This is a genomic window from Rhodococcus sp. 4CII (assembly GCF_014256275.1).
Classification (GTDB): Bacteria; Actinomycetota; Actinomycetes; order Mycobacteriales; family Mycobacteriaceae; genus Rhodococcus_F; species Rhodococcus_F wratislaviensis_A.
This window is the reverse complement of record NZ_JACCFE010000002.1, coordinates 7223777-7248140: the sequence shown is the minus strand read 5'-3', so window position 1 is coordinate 7248140 and position 24364 is coordinate 7223777. Positions and strand designations below refer to the sequence as shown.

26 protein-coding genes are annotated in these 24364 nt (G+C 69.7%); 10 read left to right on the top strand and 16 right to left on the bottom strand.

The annotated features are described in order from the left end of the window. Positions 1-8 precede the first annotated feature (8 nt). Positions 9-1331, bottom strand: coding sequence for an NAD(P)/FAD-dependent oxidoreductase (locus tag H0B43_RS34040; protein WP_185723936.1), 1323 nt, complete (start codon positions 1329-1331; stop codon positions 9-11). Positions 1332-1454: 123 nt separating this feature from the next. On the opposite strand from H0B43_RS34040, the gene H0B43_RS34035 reads away from it, so the two are divergent. Then, the gene (locus H0B43_RS34035) at positions 1455-1724 is read left to right on the top strand and encodes a DUF4235 domain-containing protein (protein ID WP_185723937.1); all 270 of its coding nucleotides are present in this window, start codon (positions 1455-1457) and stop codon (positions 1722-1724) included. A gap of 53 nt (positions 1725-1777) precedes the next feature. Then, the gene (gene phoU, locus H0B43_RS34030; protein ID WP_185723938.1) at positions 1778-2425 is read left to right on the top strand and encodes a phosphate signaling complex protein PhoU; all 648 of its coding nucleotides are present in this window, start codon (positions 1778-1780) and stop codon (positions 2423-2425) included. Between the two features lie 7 nt (positions 2426-2432). On the opposite strand, the gene H0B43_RS34025 is transcribed toward phoU, so the two are convergent. Together H0B43_RS34025 and H0B43_RS34020 are read right to left on the bottom strand one after the other, a co-directional pair. Next, positions 2433-3491 (bottom strand): S-adenosylmethionine:tRNA ribosyltransferase-isomerase, encoded by a 1059-nt coding sequence (locus tag H0B43_RS34025; protein WP_185723939.1) that lies wholly within the window; start codon positions 3489-3491, stop codon positions 2433-2435. Continuing rightward, positions 3488-4198 (bottom strand): SDR family oxidoreductase, encoded by a 711-nt coding sequence (locus H0B43_RS34020; protein WP_185723940.1) that lies wholly within the window; start codon positions 4196-4198, stop codon positions 3488-3490. Before H0B43_RS34020 ends, H0B43_RS34025 begins: the two co-directional genes overlap by 4 nt. Positions 4199-4407: 209 nt before the next feature. Between H0B43_RS34020 and H0B43_RS34015 the strand changes: the two genes are divergently transcribed. Beyond that, positions 4408-4728 carry a hypothetical protein gene (locus tag H0B43_RS34015; protein ID WP_185723941.1) on the top strand — a complete coding sequence of 107 codons (321 nt, stop codon included), beginning with the start codon at positions 4408-4410 and terminating at the stop codon, positions 4726-4728. 478 nt (positions 4729-5206) lie between these two features. Here H0B43_RS34015 and H0B43_RS34010 read toward each other — a convergent pair whose 3' ends face one another. After that, a complete protein-coding gene (locus H0B43_RS34010) occupies positions 5207-5680 on the bottom strand; it encodes a DUF6194 family protein (RefSeq protein WP_185723942.1) in 474 nt (157 codons plus the stop codon). A 63-nt stretch (positions 5681-5743) separates the two neighbouring features. Here H0B43_RS34010 and H0B43_RS34005 point away from each other — a divergent pair, with 63 nt between their 5' ends. Continuing rightward, a complete protein-coding gene (locus tag H0B43_RS34005; RefSeq protein ID WP_185723943.1) occupies positions 5744-6505 on the top strand; it encodes a MerR family transcriptional regulator in 762 nt (253 codons plus the stop codon). Here H0B43_RS34005 and H0B43_RS34000 read toward each other — a convergent pair. Further along, positions 6456-7085, bottom strand: a complete 630-nt coding sequence (locus H0B43_RS34000) for a bifunctional 2-polyprenyl-6-hydroxyphenol methylase/3-demethylubiquinol 3-O-methyltransferase UbiG (protein ID WP_185723944.1) — start codon at positions 7083-7085, stop codon at positions 6456-6458. The genes H0B43_RS34005 and H0B43_RS34000 overlap by 50 nt on opposite strands. Before the next feature lie 92 nt (positions 7086-7177). Further along, positions 7178-8269, bottom strand: coding sequence for a substrate-binding domain-containing protein (locus H0B43_RS33995; protein WP_185723945.1), 1092 nt, complete (start codon positions 8267-8269; stop codon positions 7178-7180). Positions 8270-8434: 165 nt separating this feature from the next. Between H0B43_RS33995 and H0B43_RS33990 the strand changes: the two genes are divergently transcribed. Together H0B43_RS33990 and H0B43_RS33985 are read left to right on the top strand one after the other, a co-directional pair. Next, positions 8435-9799 carry a hypothetical protein gene (locus H0B43_RS33990; protein ID WP_185723946.1) on the top strand — a complete coding sequence of 455 codons (1365 nt, stop codon included), beginning with the start codon at positions 8435-8437 and terminating at the stop codon, positions 9797-9799. Continuing rightward, a complete protein-coding gene (locus H0B43_RS33985) occupies positions 9799-10782 on the top strand; it encodes a glutamate ABC transporter substrate-binding protein (protein WP_185723947.1) in 984 nt (327 codons plus the stop codon). Before H0B43_RS33990 ends, H0B43_RS33985 begins: the two co-directional genes overlap by 1 nt. A 10-nt stretch (positions 10783-10792) precedes the next feature. On the opposite strand, the gene H0B43_RS33980 is transcribed toward H0B43_RS33985, so the two are convergent. From H0B43_RS33980 to H0B43_RS33960, 5 genes are all read right to left on the bottom strand, one after another. Further along, positions 10793-11206, bottom strand: a complete 414-nt coding sequence (locus tag H0B43_RS33980; RefSeq protein WP_185723948.1) for a hypothetical protein — start codon at positions 11204-11206, stop codon at positions 10793-10795. A 77-nt stretch (positions 11207-11283) separates the two neighbouring features. Further along, positions 11284-11901 (bottom strand): class I SAM-dependent methyltransferase, encoded by a 618-nt coding sequence (locus tag H0B43_RS33975; RefSeq protein ID WP_185729691.1) that lies wholly within the window; start codon positions 11899-11901, stop codon positions 11284-11286. After that, positions 11895-12668, bottom strand: coding sequence for a PIG-L deacetylase family protein (locus tag H0B43_RS33970; RefSeq protein WP_185723949.1), 774 nt, complete (start codon positions 12666-12668; stop codon positions 11895-11897). The genes H0B43_RS33975 and H0B43_RS33970 overlap by 7 nt, the downstream gene beginning before the upstream one ends. A gap of 2 nt (positions 12669-12670) precedes the next feature. Continuing rightward, the gene (locus tag H0B43_RS33965; protein ID WP_185723950.1) at positions 12671-13630 is read right to left on the bottom strand and encodes an acyl-CoA dehydrogenase family protein; all 960 of its coding nucleotides are present in this window, start codon (positions 13628-13630) and stop codon (positions 12671-12673) included. Then, entirely contained in the window at positions 13627-14292 is a 666-nt protein-coding gene (locus H0B43_RS33960) for a glycosyltransferase family 2 protein (RefSeq protein WP_185723951.1), read from the bottom strand. The genes H0B43_RS33965 and H0B43_RS33960 overlap by 4 nt, the downstream gene beginning before the upstream one ends. Before the next feature lie 155 nt (positions 14293-14447). Between H0B43_RS33960 and H0B43_RS33955 the strand changes: the two genes are divergently transcribed. The 4 genes from H0B43_RS33955 to H0B43_RS33940 all read left to right on the top strand — a co-directional run bounded on the left by H0B43_RS33955 (position 14448) and on the right by H0B43_RS33940 (position 19009). After that, positions 14448-15320 (top strand): hypothetical protein, encoded by an 873-nt coding sequence (locus tag H0B43_RS33955; RefSeq protein ID WP_185723952.1) that lies wholly within the window; start codon positions 14448-14450, stop codon positions 15318-15320. A gap of 70 nt (positions 15321-15390) precedes the next feature. Next, a complete protein-coding gene (locus tag H0B43_RS33950) occupies positions 15391-15927 on the top strand; it encodes a 2Fe-2S iron-sulfur cluster-binding protein (protein ID WP_185723953.1) in 537 nt (178 codons plus the stop codon). Beyond that, positions 15924-16916 (top strand): xanthine dehydrogenase family protein subunit M, encoded by a 993-nt coding sequence (locus H0B43_RS33945; RefSeq protein ID WP_185723954.1) that lies wholly within the window; start codon positions 15924-15926, stop codon positions 16914-16916. Before H0B43_RS33950 ends, H0B43_RS33945 begins: the two co-directional genes overlap by 4 nt. Beyond that, positions 16913-19009, top strand: a complete 2097-nt coding sequence (locus H0B43_RS33940; RefSeq protein WP_185723955.1) for a xanthine dehydrogenase family protein molybdopterin-binding subunit — start codon at positions 16913-16915, stop codon at positions 19007-19009. The genes H0B43_RS33945 and H0B43_RS33940 overlap by 4 nt, the downstream gene beginning before the upstream one ends. Before the next feature lie 11 nt (positions 19010-19020). Here H0B43_RS33940 and H0B43_RS33935 read toward each other — a convergent pair whose 3' ends face one another. From H0B43_RS33935 to H0B43_RS33915, 5 genes are all read right to left on the bottom strand, one after another. Beyond that, a complete protein-coding gene (locus H0B43_RS33935; protein WP_185723956.1) occupies positions 19021-19350 on the bottom strand; it encodes a hypothetical protein in 330 nt (109 codons plus the stop codon). Further along, the gene (locus H0B43_RS33930) at positions 19347-19736 is read right to left on the bottom strand and encodes a Zn-ribbon domain-containing OB-fold protein (RefSeq protein ID WP_185723957.1); all 390 of its coding nucleotides are present in this window, start codon (positions 19734-19736) and stop codon (positions 19347-19349) included. Before H0B43_RS33930 ends, H0B43_RS33935 begins: the two co-directional genes overlap by 4 nt. A 192-nt stretch (positions 19737-19928) precedes the next feature. After that, complete coding sequence (locus H0B43_RS33925) at positions 19929-22250, bottom strand: LuxR C-terminal-related transcriptional regulator (protein WP_185729692.1); 2322 nt, start codon at positions 22248-22250, stop codon at positions 19929-19931. A 108-nt stretch (positions 22251-22358) separates the two neighbouring features. Beyond that, the gene (locus H0B43_RS33920) at positions 22359-23045 is read right to left on the bottom strand and encodes an SDR family NAD(P)-dependent oxidoreductase (RefSeq protein ID WP_185723958.1); all 687 of its coding nucleotides are present in this window, start codon (positions 23043-23045) and stop codon (positions 22359-22361) included. Between the two features lie 86 nt (positions 23046-23131). Continuing rightward, positions 23132-24352: a lipase family protein gene (locus H0B43_RS33915; protein WP_185723959.1), complete on the bottom strand. Its 1221-nt coding sequence runs from the start codon at positions 24350-24352 to the stop codon at positions 23132-23134. Positions 24353-24364 lie beyond the last annotated feature (12 nt).

Genomic DNA, 24364 nt, shown 5'->3' with positions numbered 1-24364 from the left:
CTGTGGTGTCAGGTCTGCGCCCCGACTCTCTCACTTGCGGCGAATCGCGATTCCTCGTCGGTGACCAGCCCGATCGACACGAGTGGGCGGGGGAAGAGAAGATCGGTGAGGTAGGCGAGCGCCACCGCCCAGCGGTTGGCGGCGTTCGGCATGGCATAGAGGTGGTACGCCCGGGTGACGACCTTCGCGAGAAACCCCGACAGCGCGATGTTCAGCGGATTCGCGACCGCGAATCCCGGGCCCAGGTCCACGACGAGACCCATGTCGCGGTGCGAATAGGGCTTCGCGTCCCCGATTCCCAGGCTCGCGGCGACGTTGCGGGCCAGGACACGGCCCTGCCGGACCGCATGCTGCGCGGTCGGCGGGGTGATCGAGCCGCTGTTCCTCAGATCGGGGACGGCCGCCGCGTCGCCGCCCGCGAAGACGTCGGGATGCCCCTCCACCGAGAGGTCGGGGCGCACCGTGAGCCTCCCCTTCTCGGTGGGCAACCCGAGGGTGTCGACGAGCGGGCCGGCGGTCACTCCCGTCACCCAGGCGACTGTGCGGGTGGGAACGACTGTGCCGTCGTCGAGCGTGACGTGTTCGGGGCCGAGTTCGGTCAGCGTGGTTTCCAGCCGTACGTCGACGCCGCGCGAACGCAACACCTCCAGCACCTTGCCGCCCAGCTTCTCCCCCACCTCGGGCATGACCCGGTCGGCGGCATCGAGCAGGAGGAAGCGGACCTCGGAGGGGTCCAGGCCGCGCCGTGAGGCGGCCTCGTCCGCGAGGGCACGCAGTTGCGCAGTGAGTTCCGTGCCGGCGTAGGACGCGCCCACCACGACGACCGTCCGGCGGGCCCGGGCGACCAGGGGGTCGGTGTCCCGCTCGGCAAGCTCGAGCTGGGTGAGGAGCTGGTCACGGAAGAAGAGTGCCTCGGCCGGTGTCTTCAAGCCCCGCGCGTGCTCCGCGAGTCCGGGGATGTCGAACAGGCGAGTCACCGAACCCGGGGTGAGCACCACCCTGTCCCAGGACACGTTCTCGACACCCTGTTCGCAATCGGTGACGTGCACGGACCGGGAGCCGAAATCGACGGAATCGACGCGACCCTTCACCAGTTCGACGTGCGGCAGCGCCTCGGTCAGGGCAACGGTGACGAACCGTGCGTCCAGGATTCCGCCCGCCACTTCGGGCAGCAGCGGTGTGTAGAGCATGTAGTCGTGCGGGGAGATCATGGTGATGTGGGCGTCGGTGCCCCGGAGGCGGCGACTCAGGGCGCGTGCGCACTCGAATCCGGCGAAGCCACTTCCCACCACGACGATGCGTGTCGACTGTCCAGCTGCTTCGTAGGTCATGTAGGAGGCTTTCCCCAGCTTCGCCTCGGACGAAACACGCCGGCTCGCGGTGTGAGGACGCGGTAATGCGGGTACTCGTGTCGCGACGACGATCGTCGCACGTCGAATACGAAGGGCGCGAACATGACTGCCGTGTCGAAGGCGATGTACACACCGTTGGCACTCGCTGCCAGTGTCGGCGGCGGGATCATGGCGAGTGCGGTGTTCGGTCAGCTGTGGAAGCGCATCGCGGGCGAATCCGAGGCCCCCGACCCGAAGGACCTCTCCCGGAGTACGCGCGAGGTGCTGGTCGCAGCCGCAGTGCAGGGCATCGTGTTCGGGCTGGTCAGGGCGGCGATCGACCGGGCCGGGGCACGGGGGTACCGCACACTGGCCCATTCCGACCCTCGTTAGACCCGACTCCGTGAGACCGAAGAAGTTGTCACCGAGCCCCCTAGGCTGAGCCGATGCGTACTCATTTCGCGGAAAACCTCGACAGCCTCGCCGGCGATCTCGCGGGCATGTGCAGGTTGGCCGTCACCGCGATGTCGGAGGCGAGCGACGCCCTGCTCCAGGCAGACCTCGGGCTCGCCGAACACGTGATCGACGTGAGCGGCGACCTCGACGATGCCGCCGCACATTGGGAGAAGCGCGCATTCGCCCTGCTGGCGCTGCAGGCCCCGGTGGCGCACGATTTGCGTTTCATGGTCGGAGGTCTGCACATTTCCGCAGACCTGCACCGCATGGGCGGTCTCGCAGTCCATATCGCGAAGATCGCCCGGCGACGGCACCCCGACCATGTGGTGCCCGACGAGGTTCTCGACGTGTTCACCCAGATGGGAGCGGTCGCCGTCGCGCAAGCCCAGGAGACCGAGCAGGTGCTGCAGCACCGCGATCCCGAACGGGCACGCGCTCTGCTGACCGCGGACGAGGCGATGGACGAACTCCATCGCAGCCTGTTCTTGATCACCCAGGGAGGCGACTGGCCGCACGGCGTGCAATCGGCGGTGGACATCACACTGCTCGGCCGCTTCTACGAGCGGTTCTGCGACCACACCGTGGAGATCGGCAGGCGCGTCGTCTTCCTCGAGACGGGCAGCCTGCCCGAGCAGTGAGGGCCTCTCACCGCCGCAGCAGGAGTGCGCTGTCTCCGAACTCGTGCCACAGGTATCCGCCGGCGAGCGCCTCGTCGTAGGTGTGGCGAACGGCCGCGGCCCCCACCACCGACTCGAGCAGCATCAGATGCGACGCACCCGGGGCGTGCCAGCCCGTGATCAGACCGTCCACCACCCGCGCCGGCCGCCGAGCGCTGAGTACCAGGTCCGTCCAACCGGCGCCCGGCGCGACCGCCCCGTCCGAGGTGGCCTGGGTCTCGAGCGCCCTGGTCACGGTGGTGCCGACCGCGATGACGCGGCCGCCGTCGGCGCGGCGGTGGTTGATCAGCGTCGCCGTCGCCTCTGGCACCTCGTACCGTTCCGGGATCGGTGGCTCCCCCCGTTCCGGTGAGGAGACGCCGGTGTGGAGCAGGATCGGCGCCACCACGATCCCCGCCGTCGCGAGTTCGGTGACAATACTGTTCGTGAAAGGCCGCCCAGCACTGGCCATTTCGGCGCTGCCGCCGGTGCGACCGAAAATTGTCTGGTAATCCGCCAGTGGCCAGTGTTCGGGGACGTATGCGTAGGTGATCGGACGGCCCGAGACGGCGAGCAATTCCGTCGGCACGTCCGCGACGCCGTCGACCGCCACCCGCCACAGCCGGGTCGAGCCCTGTGGCCACGGTTCGACGAGCGTCGCAACAGCACCGAGCGGCAGAACAATTCGCGTTCCCGCCCCGACCGAGTCGAGAGCACCGGCCACCGGTCCCGGCGCCCGCACCTCCACCGCCCAGCCACCGTCACCGAGTTCCGTGGAGAAGTGCACGACAACCGGGCCCATCCCGTCGACGTGCCCGTCGACTGCCGCCGCCAACGTCGCCGACGTGTTCACCACCACCACGTCGCCCGGTCGGAGGAAGCGCGGCAGGTCATGAAATGTGCTGTGTTCCAACCTACCTCGATCGGATACCAGCAGCCGGACCGTGTCCCGCCGCAGTCCTCGACTCTCCGGTGGCCCGCTCGCCTCCAGCCGCCGCGGAAGGACGAACCGGAGGTTTGACCCGGACCCGGTACGGGCGCGGGTCACGACCGTACTCCCGTGTTCGAGGTGACCGCGAAGTCCGATGCACGGTACCGGCCGCTGGGTGGACGCGTGTCGAGCAGTCGCAGCAGCGCCGGAACCACCGTCTCCGGCTCGGGCCGATCCGAGATGTCCTCACCCGGGAACGCCGCCTGGTGCATTGCGGTGCGCATGTCGCCGGGATCGAACGCGTACACGGCGAGATCGGGTTCCTCGACCGCCAGCACCGCGGTGGCGTGGTCTAGCGCCGCCTTCGCCGCCCCGTATCCGCCCCAGCCCGCGTAGGCCTCGACCGCGGCATCCGAGGAGATGTCGACCACCGTCCCGCTCACCGCGCGCACATGGTCGATCAGCGCGGCGATCAAGGCCAGCGGGGCGAGCACGTCCGTCGCGAAGACCTGCGCCAATGCGTCCTCTGGATACCGGGCGAGGGCCGGCATGGGGCTGGGGCCGAGCGCGCTGGCGTTGTTGAGGAGCAGGTCCAGTCCCCCGCGCGCAGCGATCTCCGCGGCGATCCGGCGGCGGTGCCGCGGATCGGTCACATCCCCCGGGAGCGCGGTGAGGGTGCGCGCCCGCGCAGCGACCCGCTCGAGGGGTTCGACCCGCCGTCCGGTGACGATCACCTCCCAGCCGCGCTCCGCGAGGGCGAGCGCACTCGCCCGTCCCAATCCCGCCGATCCCCCCGTGATCAGCGCCGTCCTGGTGCCGTTCATCGCAGACTCCTTGCCTCCAGTGACATCTGGCACCATCCTGAAACCTCGAGTCCACTTCATGTCAAGGACTGCGGCGCCCGGGGGTGGGATTCCGGGGTGCAACGGGCGATAATGAGTCCCTACCGTGAGTCGAATGCGCCACGGGCCACAACCCGCCGGAAGCCGGCGAGCGGAACTCGAGGCGATAACCGAATCGAGAGTGACATCGCATGAATACCTTCGCAGTGCGCTCGGCGATCGCGGCGGGCGCCGCACTCGCCGTCTTCGCCACACCCGGCATCGCGGCCGCGGCGCCGAACCTCCACGGCGATCCGAATACTCCGGGCACCCAGGTTCAGGTCGAGAGCGACCCGGGCGAATCCACCAGCTACACCTGTGGGGCAGTCGGGGTCGCGGGAGCTGGAGTCGGATCGAATTCCTCCGGCGGCACCGGCCAGGTCAACGGCACCTACTTCGGTCCCGGTCCGGTGCAAGGCGGCTGCGTCGGCAGTGACGGGTCGGTCTACTTCCCGACAGGCAACGCCGAATAAAAGCGTGCGGCGCGAGCGCTGCGGCCGCAGCGGCGTGTGTCGACGGCCAGAACTCACTCACGGAACCGGCGACGAAAAGCACGGGGAGTTCGCTGGATCGGATCGTCGGACGCCTATCACGCTTTGCGTGATCGTTCAACAGCGTGAGTTCCGGCGACGACAGTGTCCCGTCCATGCGCCCCATCGCGGCGAGCAGTCGCACAATCGCATCCCACGTCTCCAGATCGAGTTTCTCGACGAGCTCGTGCACGAGTCTGCCTCGTGGCTGCTGGTAGTTCCTGGCGGCAGTTCGGGAGCAGTCCCGTGGCCCGGCAGGTCCGCGGCTGTGACGCGGTGACCCGCCCGGACCAGAGACGGGATCGGTGTAGTCGATTCGTCCCTCGTCGGTGTCGATGGAAGGCACCATTTCTCCTGTCGCCGTGCGATGCCGCGACACGGGGTTTGAGGGCTCCGGTGGCGATCGAGGTGGCCATGGCATTCACGGTGTGTTCACCTGTCGCCGCTCGTAGCGTGAGCGCGCCAGGGCATGGGCCCCGCACAGCAACTCGCGAACGACCGCGTCGGTGCGCGCGCCGGGGTCGATCACGGCGAGCCAGGCCGCGGAGCCGTAGACGGGGTGGGCGATGACGGTGTCGGGCGCGCCGGCGTCGACGCCCGACGGTTCCTGCTCTCGCGGTGCGTGCCCGGTCGCCTCGATGAACGCGTCCTTCCCGGCGTGGACGTTGACCCGGAAGGCGCCCGCGCGGTCCAGCCGCGAGCTTTCGTCACCGGGGTAGTTCTTGGTGACGATCGTGGCGAACGGCTGAGTCGTCGTCGGCACGACGCGTTCCGGCGAATAGTAGAAGAAGGTGTCGCCCCAGCTGATCTCCGGGGAACCGTCGCCGGGCGCGGGGCGCAGAGTCAGGACGCCGCCCAGACCTGCCACGAAGTCGATGATGTCGTCTATGGTCATAGCCTCCAGCGTTACATTGAAGTGCATGTGGAGACCTGAGAGGGCAAAAGCAAAGGAGATGCGGTGCACAGTCTCCAATCGCAGAATTTGCGAACCGTGGACGTCGCGCGGCGTGCCGGATGCTCGGTGCAGCACGTGCGCGACCTCGAACGCGACGGTGTGCTGCCGCCCGCCACGCGCACAGCCGCCGGGTACCGAATCTACGCGGAGGTGCACCTGCAGTCCGCGCTGGCGTATCGCGAACTCGCCGTCGGAGCCGGTCCGGTCGACGCCAAACGGATCGTGCGCAGCGCTCACACGTGCCCGGCGACCACGGTCGCGCTCCTCGACGCCGTTCACGCCCGATTCCATGCCGAGCGAACCGAACTCGCTCTCGCCCAAGCGGCTGCCGCCGCGATCTCCACCGAGCCGGTCGACGACGTGCGGGCGTCGGACTCGATGGGCGTGGCCGAACTCGCGGCCGCACTCGGCGTACGGCCCTCCACGTTGCGGCACTGGGACAGCGAGGGACTCGTCGTCCCCGATCGGGACGGTCCGACGGGAACCCGCCGATACTCGCCCACCCACGTTCGCGACGCCCGGATCGTCCACCAGCTCCGCAGGGCCGGCTACCGCATCGCACCTCTGCGCGCCGTCATGACGCAGGTGCGGCATACACCCGGATCACAGGATGTCGCCGCCGCGCTCGCTGCCCGCGACGAGGCCATCACTGCCCGCTCCCGAGCGCTCCTCGCCGCAACCCCGGCCCTCGCCGCGCTTCTCGCGCTCCGCCCGGTCAGTCCGCGCGAGAGAACACCGCCACCAGAAAGTCGGAGTTCTCGGTGAACGGACGCAGATCCCACGTCGAGAGCAGCAGATCCACCGCGAGACCGTTGGCCTGGGCGTCCGCGAGGAACCGCGGGAACTCGTAGCCCCGGTCGGCGCCGAACCCGATGATCACTCGGCCGGTCGGGGCGAGGTGAGCCGCGAATCCGGCGAGCACCGACTCCCGTGTCGACGGCGCCAGGAAGGTCATCACGTTGCCCGCACACAGAATCAGGTCGAAATCGGCTGCGACCCCGAGGGCCGTCAGATCGAGTTCGGCGAGATCACCCACCAGCCACGTCGGACCGGGGTGGTCTTCCTCCGCCACCGCGACGAGCACAGGATCGACGTCGACACCCACCACGACGTGTCCGGCGTCGTGCAGGTAGCCGCCCAGCCGCCCCAGTCCGCAGCCTGCGTCGAGAACGCGACCACTCCGGCCGAGCATCGCATCCACCAGTCGCGCCTCGCCGACGATGTCCTGCCCCTGCGCTTCCATCGCGCGGAACCGCTCGACATACCACATCGAATGTGCCGGATCGGCCGCGGTGATCTCCTCCCACTGACTGGGGGTGCGCTCACTCGGGGTACGTGCACTCATCGTCGACTCCTCCTCGATCCGGCCCGCCGCGAGCCACTGCCACCGTATGCGACCCAGCTTGCCCGCCCGAATCCAGTCGAGTCGTGAACGGGTCAGTTCCGGTCGCGGCACACCGTGGAGACCGGATCGGGTGCGCAGATCTGCTGCCACGTGTAGAAACCGGAGTTGACGACGACGTCGAGGTTGTCGCGCGTGATGTTCTGCACGGGAAGGAACACCGTCGGCACGGCCATGTACTGGTTGTCGATCGTGCCGTTGATCATCTCCCCGGGGACACCCTCACCGTGCAGGATCGACGTGGTCAGGTGCGCGGCGACCTTCGCCTGGTCGGACAGGTTCTTGAAGATCGTGTTGTCGAGCGCCCCCCACGCGATCAGTTGCAGCGCAGCGAGGTTGGCGTCCTGTCCCCCGGTCACCGGTATCCGCCCGGCCAGCCCGCGGCCGGCCAGTGCCGCGACGATGCCGCCGGCGAGGTCGTCGTTCATGGTGACGAACAGTGCGACGTCGTTGTTCTCGCGGGTCAGGCACTGGTCCGCGAAGGCCTGGCCTTCGGCGGGATCCCAGTCGTCGATCGCGGTGTCGCAGACAACCCGGATCTTGCCGCTGTCGGCCAGCGGCTGCAGGTACTCGTCCTGGCCGAGCCGGAATTGACGGGTTCCGTATTCACCGAGGTTTCCCTCGACCCGGGCGATCTTCAGACCCTCGCCGGGCATGGCGGCAATCAGGTCGGCGGCGCGGCTCCCCTGCCGTCGGCCGACTTCCAGAGGATCGAAGATCACCTGGACGTCCGCCGGTCCGCCGACGGCGTCGTGGTCGTAGAGCACCACGGGAACGTGAGCCCGGGCGGCGGCGGTCAGGGCTCCTCCCGAGAATCTCGCGTCCGCCGAGATCAGCACGAGCACCGACGCGCCGTCCGCGAGGGCGGACTCGACCTGGTCCTGCTGGCGGGCGGGATCACCCTCGGCGTTGCGAACGGTCACGGTGGCCTCCGGCGCGAACAACTCCAGAAAATCGGTGAACAGGGGTTCGTCCCGCTCCGTGAACCGGGTGGTCGTGGTGTTCGGCAGGAAGAAGAAGACCTTCTTCGCGCCGTCGTCCCCCGCCGGTGCAGGTGCCGCGCACGCCCCGAGCGCCGCTGCGGCAACCGAGACCGCGACGCAGAATGCGCGCAGCCCTGCCCTCATCGCGTTGCTTTCATGACGTTGCCTTCATGGGCGATGGACCTCCGGCCGATCGTGCCCAGTTCGGGCATACCCGCGGGTGGGGCCGGCTACGCGGGATCATCGCGGCTTTCGGTGCCGTCCGATCCGGGATCGGCGCACACTGAGTGCAGGGACGAGGAGGAAAGCGTGTTCCACCAGGACCGCGGTGCCGTATCCGGCGGAGCTCGTGACACTGCGCAGGCCGACGAGCATCTCCTGGACGAGTCCCTGCTCGTCGAACCCGACGCCCGGCGACGACCGTGGCGCGAATTCCTCGAGTCGACGCCCGGACGATTGTCGCTGCTCGCCGTCGCCCTCGTGGCGGTTGCACTCACGGCCGGAATCGTGACCTCCGTCGTGATCGACGCGCGGCAGCAGCGAATGGAAACCCTTCGCGCGCACACCGAACCGCTGGCAGATGCCGCGCAGCACCTGTTCAGTTCGCTTTCGGTCGCCGACGCCGCGGCGACGTCGTCGTTCATCGCCGGCGCCATCGAACCGCTTGCGGTGCGCGACCGGTACAACCAGGCGATCGCCGACGCGTCGAACGCACTCGTCACCGCCTCCTACGGCGTCACCTCCGGTGACGTGGACACGCTGCGCCTGCTCACCGAGATGTCGCGGCACCTCGCCGTCTACACGGACCTGGTGGCGACCGCACGGTCCAACGACGCCGCCGGAAATCCGGTGGGGGTGGCGTACCTGGGAACCGCGTCGGGTCTGATGCAGGACACCATCCTGCCGCTGGCCGAACGCCTGTACAACGAACAGTCGGAGGCGGTGGCCGACACGCAGTCCCACACCGCACGGCTGCCGGTCACCGCCATCGTCGTCGCGTCGGCCGGGGTCGTCGTTCTCGCCGCCGCGCACACCTATGTCGCGCATCGCAGCCGTCGGCGCATCAATCCCGGACTGGCGTGCGCGGCGGTCCTGCTGGCGGCACTGGTCGTGTGGATCGTGGTCGCGGGACTGCTGTCGACGTCGGCGAGCGAGCGTGCGCGCACCGACGGCGCCGAACCCCTCGCCGCGGTCACGAAGGCGCGAATCCTCGCCCAGCAGGCCCGCGCCGACGAGACACTCGGACTGCTCCGGCCCGGTTTCGATCCGGCAGGCGCCGACTACACCCGGCACATGGACGCGCTCACCGCGATTCTGAACTCGGACGCGTCGCGGAACGCCGTCGTCGCGCCGGCGATCGACGAGGCGTCCGCGGCGTTCGAGGGTTGGCGGAGTGCGCACCGGGAACTGCAGCAGAAGCTCACCGCCGGTGACTACCAGGGTGCGGCGGACATCGCGGTCGGTCCGGGGTCGACAGCGTCGACGGCCACGTTCCGAGCCCTCGACGAAGCGCTCGACGACGCCATCACCACCCTGCGCACCGAGGAACTCGACGCGATGCGCGAGTCGTACCGCACGATGGCGGCGCTCGCGGTGGCCGGCATCGTGCTCGCCGTGACCGCTGCGGTCGCCGTGATCGCGGGAATCGAACCCAGAGTCGGTGAGTACCACTGATGATGCGCTTCCGTCGCCGATGGGGACCGGGATCCGCCCGGCTGCTCGGCATTCTCGCGTTCGGGGCCGTCCTGCTCGTCGGTTGCGGGGCACCCGACACTCCGACTCCGGCGTTCTCCGGGGATTTCACGGAGTTTCCGTTGTCGGTCGGTGCCCAGATCATCGCCCCGTCCGGCACGCCGCCGGCGGAGCCGTCGACCTGCGAGCCGCAGCCCAGCCTCCGCCCGGGACCACCGCCATCCGATGGCGGCCTCGGGAAGATCCGGGCCCGCGGCGCGGTGGTGGTCGCCGTCGACCAGAACACCAACCTGTTCAGCTTCCGTGACCCGACCACCGGCACCCTCACCGGCTACGCCGTCGACCTCGCCCGGGAAGTCGCCCGTGATCTCCTCGGCGATCCCGGCAAGGTCGAATTCCGGCCGCTCGGCGCCGACGACGGCGCCGCGCTGCTCGCGGACGGTGACGTGGACATGATCGTGCGCCCGGCGGCACTCGCCTGCGACGGCACTGAGGGCGTGGAGTTCTCGACGGTGTATCTCGACACAGCCCGACGGCTCGTGGTGCGCACCGGATCCGGCATCTCCGGTCCTGCGGACCTGGCCCGGCGGCGCGTCTGCACCCATCACGACCCGGCGGCGATCTCGGCGCTGATGCGGATCGCACCCAAGGCCACGATCCTCGCGGTCCCCGACTGGGACGACTGTCTCATGGCGATTCAGCAGCGGCAGGTCGACGCGGTCGCAGGCGCCGCCGTCCTCGCCGGACTCGTCGCGCAGGATCCGAATCTGGAGATCGTCGGTCCCGGTTCCGACTCCGCCCGGTACGCCATCGGCGTCGCGCCCGGGAACGACGATCTCGTCCGGTCCGTCAACGGCACACTCGAACGGCTGCGCGCGGACGGAACCTGGACGGCCCTCTACGACCGCTGGCTGTCGCTGCTCGGCCCGGCCCCCGCACCGCCCGCCGCGGAGTACCGGGACTGACCGGACGTGCTCAGCCTGCCCGGCCCGGATCGTCGTCGGCGACGGTCGCGGGCAGACCCGTCCCGAGCGGATCGAGCAAGGCTGTCGTGCGGGCACCCCACCGCTCGTGCGCGGACTGGCGGGTCATCCCGGCAGCCTTGCCGATGGTCGCCCAGGTCGCTCCCTGAAAGCGCAGGCCGAGAACGGTTTCGACGCCGTCGAGCCCGGCGGCGAGCTGGATGCGCAGACTCAGCAGATGCCAGGCCAGGGTGCGCTGGGCGGGAATGTCGGTGCCCTGCTCCGCCTCCCATTCCGGTGTGCCGGGAAGTGGGCCGGTGCCGATGATGTCGTCGGCGTACCGACTCGCTTCGGCCGCAGCGGCCGTGATCACGGCCCGTGCGGCCACGGCGACGTCCGCACCGAGGGCGCGTTCGACGAGTTCCATGACGATCCTCCAGTTCTGTCAGGTACAGCCTGACGGAATTCGCAGGCCGTTGTCAAGGATCGCCTGACACGCCTGGGTCAGCTGAGCCCTTCCGCTGCCGCCACGGAGGGCACCGCACCCCGCGTGTAGACGTCGAGACGAAAGTCCTCGTCGGCGTACGACCCCGCCCGGACCAGTCCGTCGGTCGCCGCGATCCGCTCGTGAACCGCGCGGCCCGTCTGCGGGTATTCCGGTACCGGGTGCTGCCAGTGCACGGCGACGAGAGTGCCGCCCTCCTCCAGAGCTCCGACAGCCCGTTCCAGCGTGGCAGCCAGGTCATCGGGGGTGAGGTAGTACAGCACCTCACTGAGCACCACGAGATCGAATGTGCCCGGCGGCCAGGGATCGAGGAGCGACGACCGGCCGAGTTCCACCCGGTCCGCCACACCCTGCTCTTCGAGACGATGCCGGGCTCGCTCGAGTGCGCGGGGAACCACGTCCGTCGCGACGACCCGATCGCACCGGTCCACCAGCTGCGCCGTCAGCACTCCGATCGAGCACCCGGGTTCGAAGGCCCGCCGATAGCGCGGGCGCGGCAGTGCGGCGAGCGTGATTGCATACTTTCGGCGTTCGTACCAGCGTTCGCCGAAACCCCACGGGTCCGCAGATTCCGCGTACATCGTCTCGAAGTAGGCGGGATCCATCGCGCTCACCAGAACACCCGTTCCGTCGTCCGCATCAGTCTCGCGAGCACCCACGGCGGCAGGATCGCGGCGTCGCGTGGGTCGTCCGAGAGGGGGAGGATCTGGGTGCGGAATTCCTCGACGGCACGGCGTTTGCGGGTCAGGACAGCGGGGGCCGGTGTGAGGACCCGCATCCGATGCCAGGGCACCGCGGCGTCGGCAGGACGGGCCCAGTGCCACATCCAGACCGGGTACTCCACCATGCGGTGGCCGGTGATCGAGCACGCTTGCGCCGCAGCCCTTCCCGTGGCCTCGTGGTCGGGGTGTCCGTCTCCCCGCCAGGTGGCGAGCACCCACACCCGTTCCCCGGGCAGGCAGGTCGCGGTGAGCACGTCGACGAGGTGAACGGTGAGTTCCTGCTCGCGTGCATCGATCCCGCCGTCGGGAAGTCCGAGGCGGACCGGGTCACTGACACCCAACAGTGCTGTCGCCCTGTTCGATTCGGCGATCCGCGCGATGGCCAATGCGGCGGGAGACAACGTAGGCGAGTTCGGGTGGGAGGCCGCGCCGTCGGTCACCGCGACGACCGCGACGGGAATTCCGTGGCCGGCGGCAGCGGCCACGAGGGCGCCCACCCCGAGCACTTCGTCGTCGGGATGCGGGGCGACCACGACCATGCGGTCGCACTCCGTGAGCGGTATCGACGGAAAGGCGTTGTCGCCCAGCCACGCCTGCCACTCGTCTTCGGGTGTGCCCCGGCCGGCCACCGGCATGTCACGGAATCGGGTGCCGTTGTCCATACTCAGTCCTCCCCCGCGACGAGTTCGCCGAGTGTCGCGAGATCGTGCTCGGCGTGCGATTGCCGGATGTAGACGAGCAGGTCCGCGACATTGCGGGCGTGCTCGGCGTTCGTCGCGAGCGGAGCGGCGCCCAGCGCGCGGCCCACCCTGTCGATCACCTCGCTCGCCGTCCGCTCGATCAGGCCCCGCACCCGGAACGCGCGAACCCGGGCCGACCTGTGATCGAAGGGGCTCGCGTCCACCTCCCCGGCCGCCGACGCGAGCGACCAGCGGGCCGCGCTGACGGCGACGTCGACCGCGCCGAGGTGCGCGAGCTGGTGGCTGTCGGCCCGGCCGCTCCCCGCCCGTGCGCGCAGCGGTTCCGCGACGGCCAGGGCCCCGCCGAACCAGCACGCCGCCACCCCGATCCCGCCGTGCCAGAATCCGGGACGTTCCAGATACGCCGTCGCCGCGCCGATCGGTCGCGCGGGAACGTCGTCGAATGTCACGGACTCGGTGTCGGTCGCCGCCATGCCCGGATTCCGCCAGCCGCCGGTCCCGGCCGCGACCCTCGGTTCGCGGAGGTCGACCGCGAACAGCCGAGGTTGCCCGGCCACTCGGGCCGTCACCAGCGCATGCGTGCACATCGACGCGCCCGAGCACCACGCCTTCGTTCCCCGGAGCCTCCACCCGGACGAACTCTCGGAGGCGTCCAGCACGGGATGCGGCGGCTCACTGGCCCACACCCCCCACACCTCGTCCCGGCCGGCGCGGGTCCCGTCGAGTTCGGCCAGGATCGCGTCCGCGTCGGCGTGGGCCTCGAGGAGCCGCCCCACCGCGAGGTCGCGACTAGACCATCGGGTCAAGTGTGCCCACCGGTCGGCGGTTGCGCCGCCCCCCGGCAGCGGCAGTTCCGCGTCCCCCGCCCGGATGATCGCCGCCACCGTCGCCGCTGTGGGACCGCTGCTCACCCCGGCACTCATCGGTCCTGCAGTCGTTCGAGGTAGGAGGCGAATCCGTGCGGTGCCCGGGCGTCGGCGCGGGCCGACGTCTCGACTGGGGCGTCGATGCTCCATACCACGTTCGCGCCCTGCCCGATCATCCGCTGCACGAGGTCGACGTCCTCGTGCGCGGGCAGTGCGGCAAATCCTCCGACGGTGCGGTACAGGTCCGCGGAGAATCCGAGGGACGCACCGTGGATGTGCCCGTGCGCCGAACCCGACCGGTAGGCGCCTGCGTATCGCGACCGCACATGGTCGGGCCTGCCCGACCAGTCGGTGACGGTCACCGTGCCCGCCACCAACTGCGCCCCCCGCCTCGCGTGCTGCAGATGCGACGACAGCCAGTGCGCCGGAACGTGCGAGTCCGCGTCCGTCGTGGCGAACCATTCGCGCGGGCGCACCCGAACGGAGTCGAAACCCGCCCGCCGGGCCGCCCCGACGTTCTGTGCGTCCAGGACCACGACGTCGGCATTCGCTGCGCGGACGACGGTGTCGCTGCCGTCGCCGCAGCGATCGAGCACCACCACCGTCCTGACCGGCACGGAGACGGCCCGCGCGGCCGCACGCAACCCCGACAGGCACCGCGGCAGCAGCGCTTCCTCGTCGTGGGCGGGCACGACCACCGTGATGTGCTCGACGCGCATGACGTCCCTCCTGATCGCTCGATGTCACGGGTTCAGCAAGTACCCAGTCCGCCGTCGGTGGAACCACGACCCGCGTCGGGCCGTCTACTGGTTGTTCCGGAAACTGGGCGCAGACGTGCGCGCACCGGAACGGGTCGTCGATAGATAATAGGGACGTGAGTTCGCGCAGTTCCGCCGCAGAGTGGGCACTCGATCAGGTCGCCGCAGTACGTGACGATCCGGCGGCCCGGCTCGCACTGATCGCCCGCACCTATCACGGTCCCGTCGGCAACGCACCCCGGCACTTGCCGTTCCGCCGGGCGGCGCTGTCGTTCATGCGCTGGCAGCTCGGCCGCGGCGTGCTGGCTCCCCTCGATGCCGCACCGCCCGGCAGTCCGTGGTGGCGGGCGGTCAACGAGCGGCTTCTGCGCGACGGCTGCGAGGCCGTCGCCCGGAGCGGCGGACAGGGCGGGGCGCATTCGTCGCACACGATCGAACTGTGGATGAGCTTCGTCGCAGATCCCACCGCACGGACGTGGTATCGGGCTCACAATGCGAGCATCTCCTCCGCCTACCTGGACCATCGCGACCTCGCCGACGCCGAGAGCCGACCCGAGCGCTTCTTCCTCAACGTCGTGCTGCTCCGCGTTCTCTACGCCCACGCCCTGGTCGCCGCGCCACGTCTGGCACTCGGGCGGCTCGCCTCGCTCGGCCCCCTGCTCGGCGATCCGCGCCTGTCGATGACCGGGATCTTCCTCTCCCTCTCGCGGGTTCTTCCCGACCGATATCCTCTCGGGGACGACGTCGCGGCCTACGTCGCCGCGGAGCACAACCTCGGTGAGATGCTCGACTACGGCCTCATCGGACCGCGGCTGCAGCAGCTCTACGAATGGTCGGCAGACGGACTCGGCGAGCCACGGCTCCTCGACTGCATACACGACGGCAACCCGACGTATGCCTGGTCCCACGCCGATCGCGAGGTGTGGCATCAGGCACGCCCGGCCGTCACGATCCGTGCGATCCGGCGCTTCCTGCCGGCTGACGGCTGACAGCTGACGCACCGCAACTGTGGCGGTTCTGCCGTGATTCGCGGTCTCCGGCCGTGGGTAACCTCCCCGCATGAATGTCCCGGACAGCCCGACCGGTCCTCGGTACCGCAAGATCGTCCTCACCGTGGACGGTGAGGAACGGACCCTGGAAGTGGACACCCGCACGACCCTGCTCGACGCGCTCCGCGACCACCTCGGCGTGACGGCACCGAAGAAGGGCTGCGACCACGGCCAGTGCGGCTCCTGCACGGTGCTCCTCGACGGCAGGCGGGCCACGTCCTGCCTCACGTTCGCCGTCGCCCACGACGGTGAACGCGTCACCACCGCCCACGGACTGGCCGACGGTGAGGTGCTGCATTCCGTTCAGCAGGCATTCGTCGAGCAGGACGGGCTGCAGTGCGGCTACTGCACCCCCGGCCAGATCTGTTCGGCGATCGGCATGCTCGACGAATTCGTATCACTGCACCCGAGCGCCGTCACCGAGAATCTCGGCGCGCCACCCGAACTGACCGACGACGAGATACGGGAACGCATGAACGGCAACCTGTGCCGCTGCGGCGCCTACCCGAACATCCTCGCGGCCATCAGGCAGGCGGCGGAAGCATGATTCCCTTCGACTACGAGCGGGCCACCGACGTCGACGGCGCCGTGGCCACGGTCACTGGTGATCCGCGGGCATCCTTCCTCGCCGGCGGCACCAACCTCGTCGACCACATGAAGCTCGGGGTCGCCGAGCCGCGTCTTCTCGTCGACGTGAGCCGACTCCCCCTCGGCGACGTCGACGAGCTTCCGGGCGGCGGGCTTCGGATCGGGGCCGCGGTCCGCAACAGCGACCTCGCCGCGCACGATGTGGTCCGCGCCCGCTACCCGATGCTGTCCCGTGCGCTCCTCTCCGGTGCCTCGGGGCAGCTGCGGAACCTCGCGACCACCGCGGGGAATCTGCTGCAGCGGACGCGGTGCGTGTACTTCCAGGACGTCACGACGCCGTGCAACAAACGGGAACCCGGCACCGGGTGTTCCGCGATCGGCGGTTACGTCCGATACCACGCCATCCTCGGCGCCTCCGAACACTGCGTCGCGGTGCATCCCTCCGATATGGCGGTCGCGATGACGGCCCTCGACGGGGTCGTGGTCGTCCGCGACACCGGCGGTGAGCGGCGCATCCCGCTGAGCGAGTTCTACCGGCTCCCCGGCGACCGGCCCGACCTCGACACCGTCCTCACGCACGGTGATCTCGTGACCGCCGTGGAACTGCCCCCGCCACCGGCCGGGAACCGGTCGGCGTACCGCAAGGTGCGCGACCGCGCCTCCTTCGCCTTCGCGGTGATATCCGTGGCCGCCGAACTGACGGTCGTGGACGGGGTGATCAGCTCCGCGCGGGTCGCACTCGGCGGTGTGGCGCACCGGCCATGGCGCGCAGCCCGCGCCGAGGAGGTGCTCGTCGGCGCGGCGCCGACCGACGACACGTTCGCCGAGGCCGCGGCGGCGGAACTTGCCGCGGCCCAGCCTCTCCCGGGCAACGAGTTCAAGGTTGCACTGACCCGGCGGGTGCTCGTGTCGGTACTCCGTTCACTCGCCGAGGAGGCGCCCCGATGACCCTCGTCGAACCGAAGGTGATCGGAACCCCCACCGAACGCGTCGACGCCCACGACAAGGTCACCGGAACGGCGTTGTACGCGTTCGAGCATCCGGTGGACGATCCGACGTATCTGTTCCCGGTGCTGTCGACGATCGGACGGGGCCGCGTGACGGCGATGCACACCGCGGACGCGGAGGCGCTGGACGGGGTCGTCACTGTCCTCACGGTGTTCGACGCGCCCCGCCTCGACGACACCTCGGACGCCGAACTCGCGATCCTGCAGGACCCCGACGTCCACTTCCGCGGGCAATTCCTCGGCGCGGTGGTCGCGGACTCGCCGGAAGTCGCCCGTCACGCCGCCGGCCTGGTGCGCGTCGACTACGAGGCCGCATCCCATGACACCGAGTTCGGTTCCGGCCGAGACGATCTGTATGCGCCGGAGGAAGTGAACGCCGGGTTCCCGACCGACACCGAGGACGGCGACGTGGACGACGCACTCGCCGCCGCGGCAGTCACGGTCGATCAGGTGTATTCCACCGCGATGGAACACAACAATCCGATGGAACCGCACGCGAGCATCGCCCGATGGACCCCCGGCGGCGCCGGACCGGTTCTGACGCTGCACGATTCGACGCAGGGCGTGCATTCCGTCCGCGCCACGCTGGCGCCGCTGTTCGGACTCGAGGTCGAACAGGTGCGGGTGATCGCCCCGTACGTGGGCGGTGGGTTCGGCTCGAAGGGACTGCCGCACGCGCACAACGTGCTCGCCGTGATGGCGGCGCAGCGGACGGCGGGACGGCCGGTGAAGTTCGCGCTCACCCGGCAGCAGATGTTCGCCCTCTCCGCGTATCGCGCGCCGACCGTGCAGCACATCCGGCTCGGCGCGGACGCCGACGGGCGGCTGACCGCACTGTCCCACGAGGTGATCACCCAGTCAGCGAAGATCAAGGAGTTCGCCGAACAGGCGGCGGTCCCGTCGCGGATGATGTATTCCGCCGCCACCCGGTACACCACCCACCGCCTCGCGTCGCTCGATGTGCCCGCCCCCTCCTGGATGCGTGCCCCCGGCGAGACCCCGGGCATGTTCGCGGCCGAGGTGGCGATGGACGAACTCGCCGAAGCCTGCGGACTCGACCCGATCGAACTGAGGATCCGCAACGAACCCGAGGTGGACCCGAGCACGGGCCGCCCGTGGTCCGGTCGACGTCTCACCGACTGCCTACAGGAGGGCGCCCGGCTGTTCGGGTGGGCCGACCGGGACGCGCCCGCGCGGCCGGGGTCGGACCCGGAGTGGCTGGTGGGGACGGGTGTCGCGTCCGCCACGTACCCCGCCAACACGGCGTCGGGTTCGGTGGCCCGCATCGTGTACCAATCCGATGGCACCTACACCGTGCAGATCGGATCGGTGGACATCGGCACCGGCGCGTGGACCGCACTGACCCAGATCGCCGCCGACGCACTGGGCTGCCCCCTGGACGCGATCGACCTGCACATCGGGGACACCGATTACCCGTCGGCGACCGTGGCCGGAGGCTCTACCGGAACCAGCTCCTGGGGCGGCGCGATAGTCGCGGCGGCCCGCGCGTTCCGGGACGAGCACGGCACGTCCCCGCAGCCGGGAGCGGAGTCGAGTGCCGGGACCCCCGAGAACCGCGACGCCGGGACGGTCGCATTGCATTCGTTCGGCGCCCACTTCGTGGAGGCCCACGTCCACCGCGTCACCTGCGAGATCCGCGTCGAGCGCATGCTCGGGGTGTTCGCGATCGGGCGGGTGATCAATGCCCGCACCGTTCGGTCGCAGATGCTCGGCGGCATGACGATGGGTGTGTCCATGGCGCTGCACGAGAGCAGCGTGAACGACCCCCGCTTCGGCCACGTCGTGACCCAGGATCTCGCCTCGTATCACGTCAGCACACACGCCGACATCGGATACCTGGAGGCGGTGTGCCTGGACGACGTCGACGGGCACGCCAACGCGATGGGGTCGAAGGGCGCCGGGGAGATCGGCATCGTCGGGGCGGCGGCCGCGGTGGCGAACGCCGTTCATCACGCCACCGGAATCCGGGTTCGGAAGGTGCCGATCCACCTGGACGATCTGCTGCCCGGCTGATCGGCCCCTCGTCAGCGCACTCCCCACGCCTCCGCGAGGGAGGTGCGCAGGCAACTCTTCATCGCCCGGAGCTTCTGGACGTCGGTGGGCTTCGGCTCGAGTCCGTCGAAGACGAGTTCCAGGAACCGCCGCCGGGTGACGCCGAATCGCTCCATTAGTTCCGCTGCGCCGGCCCCACCGAACGGTGCCCACTGGATGGCGAAACTGATCATCCACCGCGCATCCGCGCTCACGGAATGCGTCTGCGCGAGCAGATCGCATCGGCGAAGCGCCAGGCGCAGCCATTCGGTGCCGAACGCTTCCTCGGGATCGTCCGCGGTGCGGGTCTCCACGCTGATCACCGCGGACGGGCTGCGCGGATCGAGAACACGGGTAACTGCTCCGCCGTCGACGCGGGCCGGAACTCGACGCGAACCGGGCAGTCGGAGGGGGCGGGGACCTCACCGTCGATCCAGGTGTACACCCACGGCCCCTCGTCGAGTTCGACGATCGCGATCGTGCAGGGCACGAGGCCGCGGTCCCGTCCGGCCGCTTCGCGTTGCACCACCTTCGACGACACGATCGACCCGACGCCGCAGGACGGGACCCGCTCGAGTTCCGAACCCTGGCAGGACGAGCACGTCGCCATCAACGGCGCGAGCAGGGTCGTGCAGTTCAGGCACCGCTGGATCATCAGTTCACATTTTTGGGCGAGCCCCTGCAACCGGGTCACTCCCCCCGCGGTCACGACACCACCTCCGGGGCGACCAGTGACCCTGTTCGGGGGTCGGGCTTTCGGTGGATTCGGGGTTCAGTGGACATCGGGGGCCTCGGTCTGGAGCCGGATGGGGGGACGCGTACGAGCATCCCGTCCGCGGCGTGGAAACACAGCGGCTGAACGGCCCGGGGACATACCTGTTTCGCCCGGAAAGGTGCCCCGTCAGGGGTGCGGGTCCTGCGCATGTTCGACGATCCAGGCCGCGATCTGGGTGCGCGAGTTGAACCCCAGTTTCGCGAGAATGTGCTCGACGTGGCCCTGCGCGGTGCGCTGCGAAATGACCAGACGGGCGGCGATCGCCTTGTTGGTCAGTCCGTCGGCGACGAGTTCGGCGACCTGCCATTCGCGCCGGGTCAGGTTGGTCGTGCCGTTCGCCGCCGTGGCCGCGTCGGGGCGCCGTTCGTCGAGCGCATAGGCGACCGCGTCGTCGAAGGACGTGTGCATCCCGTGGTGGAAGGCGGCGTCGAAGGCGCGGTCCCCGATCACGGCGCGGGCCTGCTGCTCGCACTCCGCGTGGTGGACGAGCAGGTTGGGATAGACCGTGCTCGGGTTGCCGACGGCCTGCGCGAGGGCCTCCGCCGCGCCCATCAGTTCGGCGGCGCGCTGCGGCCGATCGGCACCGACGGCAACCCAGGCCAGCACCTCCAGCGCGCCGCAGGCGCTGATCTGGTCGTCGACGAGATGCGACAACCGCAACCCCCGCTTCACGTAGTCGTCGGCGAGCGCGAGGTGCCCGCGCTGCCACGCCGCCATACCCGCCGCCCACAGCGACCAGCCTCGGTAGACGGACTCGCCGTGCTCCTCGGTGAGCGCGAAGATCTCCGATCCGCACATCTTGGCCACGGCCCCGTCCCCCTGCATGCCGCTGACCAGGGCCAACCCGAGCAGGCCCCACGTCAACTGCAGCAGGTTGCCCCTGACGCGGAACTCGGCGAGCGCCTCTTCGAAGCACACCCGGGCGCGCGGAAGGTCACCGGCGAACATGGCGCAGCAGCCGGCGGCATGGACCACCAGGGCGCGCATCAGCGTGTCACCGTGCCGGTCGGCGAGAACCGCCGCCTCGTCGACCAGCGCCTTCGCGGCCTCCCGGTCGCCGTGCATCCCCGCGAGCACACTGTCGACGTACAGTGCCTCGATCCTCTCCTTGCCGGCGCCACCCTCGTGCCGCCCGAGGAGCTGGCCGAGCCAGCGGCGCCCCTCGCGGAGCTGCCCCCGCGCACGCCAGTACGGGTACAGCGCCGCGGCGATCCGCAGTCCCGCCTCCGCCTCCCCCGGCTCGGTCAGGCAGAAGTGGAGCGCGGCGCGCACGTTCAGCGTCTCGGCGTCGAGCCGGTTGATCCACATCACCTGCCGGGGTCCGATCCACTCGGCCTCGCACTGCACCACCAACCGCTCGTACCAGTCGCGGTGCCGCCGGCGGAGCATCATGTACTCGCCGGTTTCCTGCAGCTTCTCACGGCCGTAGTCCCGCACGGTCTCGAGCAGGTGGTACCGCACCGCCTGCCCCGACTCCTCCCGGACCAGAATCGACTTGTCGATCAACGACGCGACCACGTCGAGGACGTTCTCCACCGGCAGGTCGCCGGCGCAGATTCCCTCCACCGCGTCCAGTTCGAAGCCGCCGGCGAACACCGACAACCTGGCCCACAGCTTCCGTTCCTCCTCAGTGCACAGATCGTGACTCCAGTCGACGGACAACCTCAGGGTTTGCTGCCGGCTCGGCGCACCTCGCGACCCGACCGTCAGCAACCGGTAGCGGTCCGTCAACCGGTGCAGGATCTGTTCGGCCGACATCACCCGCAGCCGCACCGCCGCCAACTCGATCGCCAGCGGCAACCCGTCCAGCTGCCGGCAGATCCGGGCGACCGCCTGATGGTTCTCCTCGGTGAGTTCGAACTCGGGCACCGCCGTGGCCGCCCGCTCGACGAACAACGTCACCGCCTCGTACTGCGGCAGGCCCTGCAGCGACGACCGGTCCGGTTCCGGCACCGTCAGCGGCGGCACCCGCAGTACCGCCTCACCGCCGATGCCCAGTGGTTCGCGGCTCGTCGCAAGGATCCGCAGTTCGGGGCAGCTCCGCAACAATGTCTCCGCCAGCGCGGCGGCCGCGGCGACCACGTGCTCGCAGTTGTCGAGCACCAGCAGGAGTTGCCGGGTGGCGAGGTACTCGATCAGCAGCGCCTCCGGATCCCCGGTCCGCTGCTCGCGAAGTCGCAATGCCGACGAGATCGCGTCGACGAGGGTGGTGTCCTCGTCCAGCTCCCCCAGCTCGACCAGCCACACACCGTCGTCGAATGCGCGGCTCGCGTCGGCTGCCACCCGTAACGCGAGGCGTGTCTTGCCCACGCCGCCGATCCCGGCGAGCGTCACCAGACGTGCCACAGACAGGAGGCGGCGCGCTTCGGTCACCTCGCGGCGACGGCCGACGAAACTCGTCAATTCGTGGGGCAGGTTACCCACGGTGCCCTTGACTGCCGGCGGCATCATACCGTCACTCTCGACTCAACGACCCCCTGCGCACACGGTACTCCCGGTCTGCGGCCGGAACGACGCTTTCGGCCGCGGGTCCGGGAGTGTCGGGGACCCCGGCTGTCACCGCGTCCAGCGGGTGGGTGCCCAGCGGCCGGTGTACGAGCGAATGCGGTTCGCGCGGCGGGGCAACCGCCGAGTGCCGGCCTCGGTCAGGCTGTGCGGAATCATGGCGATCCTGGAGCCGTCGACCACGTAGGAGGCGCCGGTGACGAACATGCCGGGCGGCGCGGTCAGGTACGACGCGACTGCGGCGACTTCCCGATCGTCGCGTCCGGGCGATGCGAAGTCCGGTTCGGCCGCCGGAACTACGATCGAATTGACGGTGATCGAATACCGCGCCAATTCGGCGGCCAGCAGACCGGTGAGGCCACCGAGCCCGGAGGACGCGGTGGTGACGTTGACGATCCGGCCGCCCCCGCCGCTCGCGATCATGTAGCGCACGGCACGCTGGATGCACTCGACGGCGGTACTGCCGGGACAACTGACCAGAGCACCTATTCCGCCCAGTTCCCGGGCGAACTCGTCGACGGCCGCCGCGGAGTCGGGCAGGTCGGCCAGATCCATGCGTTGCACGGCCGCGCGGACCGACCTGGTCCGGATGTCCGCTGCGGTGGATTCGACGCTGTCCCGGTCCGTGGCATAGGCGAGGCCGACGTGAAAACCGTCGTCCGCAAGGGCCAGCGCGACTGCCCTGCCCATCGGCGAGTCCGATCCCGTCACGACTGCGGTGCGTGTACTGGGGTGCATGACTGCGGATACCCCGTGGTAGATCTGCTCAAACGCTCAAACGTTTCGGACTGTGTACGGGCAGAACACAATCCGTCGGCCCCCGATCAGCAGGTGGACGGTGCCGGCTCGCCCCGGAACCGGGCGTCGAGATAGTCCAGGGCCGTCGGCAGTCCCAGCACGGCGGTCGTCAGGTGGTCGGGACTCGGGAAGAGGTCGGACTGCACCTTCGCTCCGGCAGCGCAGTACCGGGCGATCGTCGCCTCGATCGAGTCGACCGGGATGAGGACGTCTGTCGGGCTGTGCCATTCGAAGATCGGTGCCGTCGGCACGCCCGGGTACAGCTCGACGCTGTTCTCGTTCAGCACCTCCCAGGCCTGCGGGCTGCTCATGAGGTCGGTGGTCCGGGCGACCTCCGAGGCGCTGTGGCCGGCGCCGGCCGCGAGGATTCCGTTGGTGCACGCGTTGGCCATCTCGTTACGCATCGCGAGGCCGCGGTCGTTGAGTTGCTCGCTGATCGGAAGCCGGTCCGGGTATTCACGTTCGAGGCCGAGTGCCGCCGCCATCGCGAGACCGAACGCCGGGTGCGGTTGCATGCCCAGCCCGTTCGCCATCTTGCCGATGTTCATCGGCACCCCACCCTCGGCGACGCCGACGATGTTCAGTTCTGGCGCATACGTCGGCGCGAGGGCCGCGGCCCAGGCCGACGCCATCCCGCCGCCGGAGTACCCGGCCAGCGCGACCGGGCTCTCCGCCACGTTCAGCTCCGGCACCCGCTGCACGGCACGGATGCCGTCGAGAGTGATGGTTCCCCCCAGCTTCGCGGCGCCGTACGCGCTGTTCGGGCCGAGGTGATCGGGTAGTGCGACCGTCCAGCCCCGCTCCAGCGCGAGGTTCAGCGCGGGCGCCTCCTTGATCTGGAGGTCGGGATCGTTCGAATACAGGGTCCGCGACGGTGCACATCGGGGCCCGAGTGCGTTGATGATGTGCTGATAGGACAGCAGCGGACCGTTCGCGGTCCGGTTGCGGGGTACCAGCACGGTCGTCACCGAAGAGATCGGGTGGTCCTCCGAATTGGTGGTGCGGTATTTCACCTGCCACACGTCGGTGTCGGGGAAGGCGAGCAGCGGCGGCATCGGCCGGGTCGCGATCGGGTCGCCGTCCCCGAAGCCGCTCAGATCCCGCGGCTGCATGTAGAACGGTTCGGTTTCGGACGCCGGGTAGATCGGGGCAGCGGCCGCGAGGCCGGCGTTGGTGACCGCGGCGCAGGCGAAAAATGCGACACACAGGGCACTCGCGGACAGACTCGTGATCCGAGTGCGCTTCATGCCGCCTCCTAG

Excerpts from the sequence above, each read along its gene's own strand:
- H0B43_RS34040 (WP_185723936.1), bottom strand. The coding sequence starts at position 1,331 with ATGACCTACGAAGCAGCTGGACAGTCGACACGCATCGTCGTGGTGGGA.
- H0B43_RS34035 (WP_185723937.1), top strand. The coding sequence starts at position 1,455 with ATGACTGCCGTGTCGAAGGCGATGTACACACCGTTGGCACTCGCTGCC.
- phoU (WP_185723938.1), top strand. The coding sequence starts at position 1,778 with ATGCGTACTCATTTCGCGGAAAACCTCGACAGCCTCGCCGGCGATCTC.
- H0B43_RS34020 (WP_185723940.1), bottom strand. The coding sequence starts at position 4,198 with ATGAACGGCACCAGGACGGCGCTGATCACGGGGGGATCGGCGGGATTG.
- H0B43_RS34015 (WP_185723941.1), top strand. The coding sequence starts at position 4,408 with ATGAATACCTTCGCAGTGCGCTCGGCGATCGCGGCGGGCGCCGCACTC.
- H0B43_RS34010 (WP_185723942.1), bottom strand. The coding sequence starts at position 5,680 with ATGACCATAGACGACATCATCGACTTCGTGGCAGGTCTGGGCGGCGTC.
- H0B43_RS34000 (WP_185723944.1), bottom strand. The coding sequence starts at position 7,085 with ATGAGTGCACGTACCCCGAGTGAGCGCACCCCCAGTCAGTGGGAGGAG.
- H0B43_RS33995 (WP_185723945.1), bottom strand. The coding sequence starts at position 8,269 with ATGAGGGCAGGGCTGCGCGCATTCTGCGTCGCGGTCTCGGTTGCCGCA.
- H0B43_RS33985 (WP_185723947.1), top strand. The coding sequence starts at position 9,799 with ATGATGCGCTTCCGTCGCCGATGGGGACCGGGATCCGCCCGGCTGCTC.
- H0B43_RS33980 (WP_185723948.1), bottom strand. The coding sequence starts at position 11,206 with ATGGAACTCGTCGAACGCGCCCTCGGTGCGGACGTCGCCGTGGCCGCA.
- H0B43_RS33970 (WP_185723949.1), bottom strand. The coding sequence starts at position 12,668 with ATGGACAACGGCACCCGATTCCGTGACATGCCGGTGGCCGGCCGGGGC.
- H0B43_RS33965 (WP_185723950.1), bottom strand. The coding sequence starts at position 13,630 with ATGAGTGCCGGGGTGAGCAGCGGTCCCACAGCGGCGACGGTGGCGGCG.
- H0B43_RS33960 (WP_185723951.1), bottom strand. The coding sequence starts at position 14,292 with ATGCGCGTCGAGCACATCACGGTGGTCGTGCCCGCCCACGACGAGGAA.
- H0B43_RS33950 (WP_185723953.1), top strand. The coding sequence starts at position 15,391 with ATGAATGTCCCGGACAGCCCGACCGGTCCTCGGTACCGCAAGATCGTC.
- H0B43_RS33945 (WP_185723954.1), top strand. The coding sequence starts at position 15,924 with ATGATTCCCTTCGACTACGAGCGGGCCACCGACGTCGACGGCGCCGTG.
- H0B43_RS33940 (WP_185723955.1), top strand. The coding sequence starts at position 16,913 with ATGACCCTCGTCGAACCGAAGGTGATCGGAACCCCCACCGAACGCGTC.
- H0B43_RS33925 (WP_185729692.1), bottom strand. The coding sequence starts at position 22,250 with ATGCCGCCGGCAGTCAAGGGCACCGTGGGTAACCTGCCCCACGAATTG.
- H0B43_RS33920 (WP_185723958.1), bottom strand. The coding sequence starts at position 23,045 with ATGCACCCCAGTACACGCACCGCAGTCGTGACGGGATCGGACTCGCCG.
- H0B43_RS33915 (WP_185723959.1), bottom strand. The coding sequence starts at position 24,352 with ATGAAGCGCACTCGGATCACGAGTCTGTCCGCGAGTGCCCTGTGTGTC.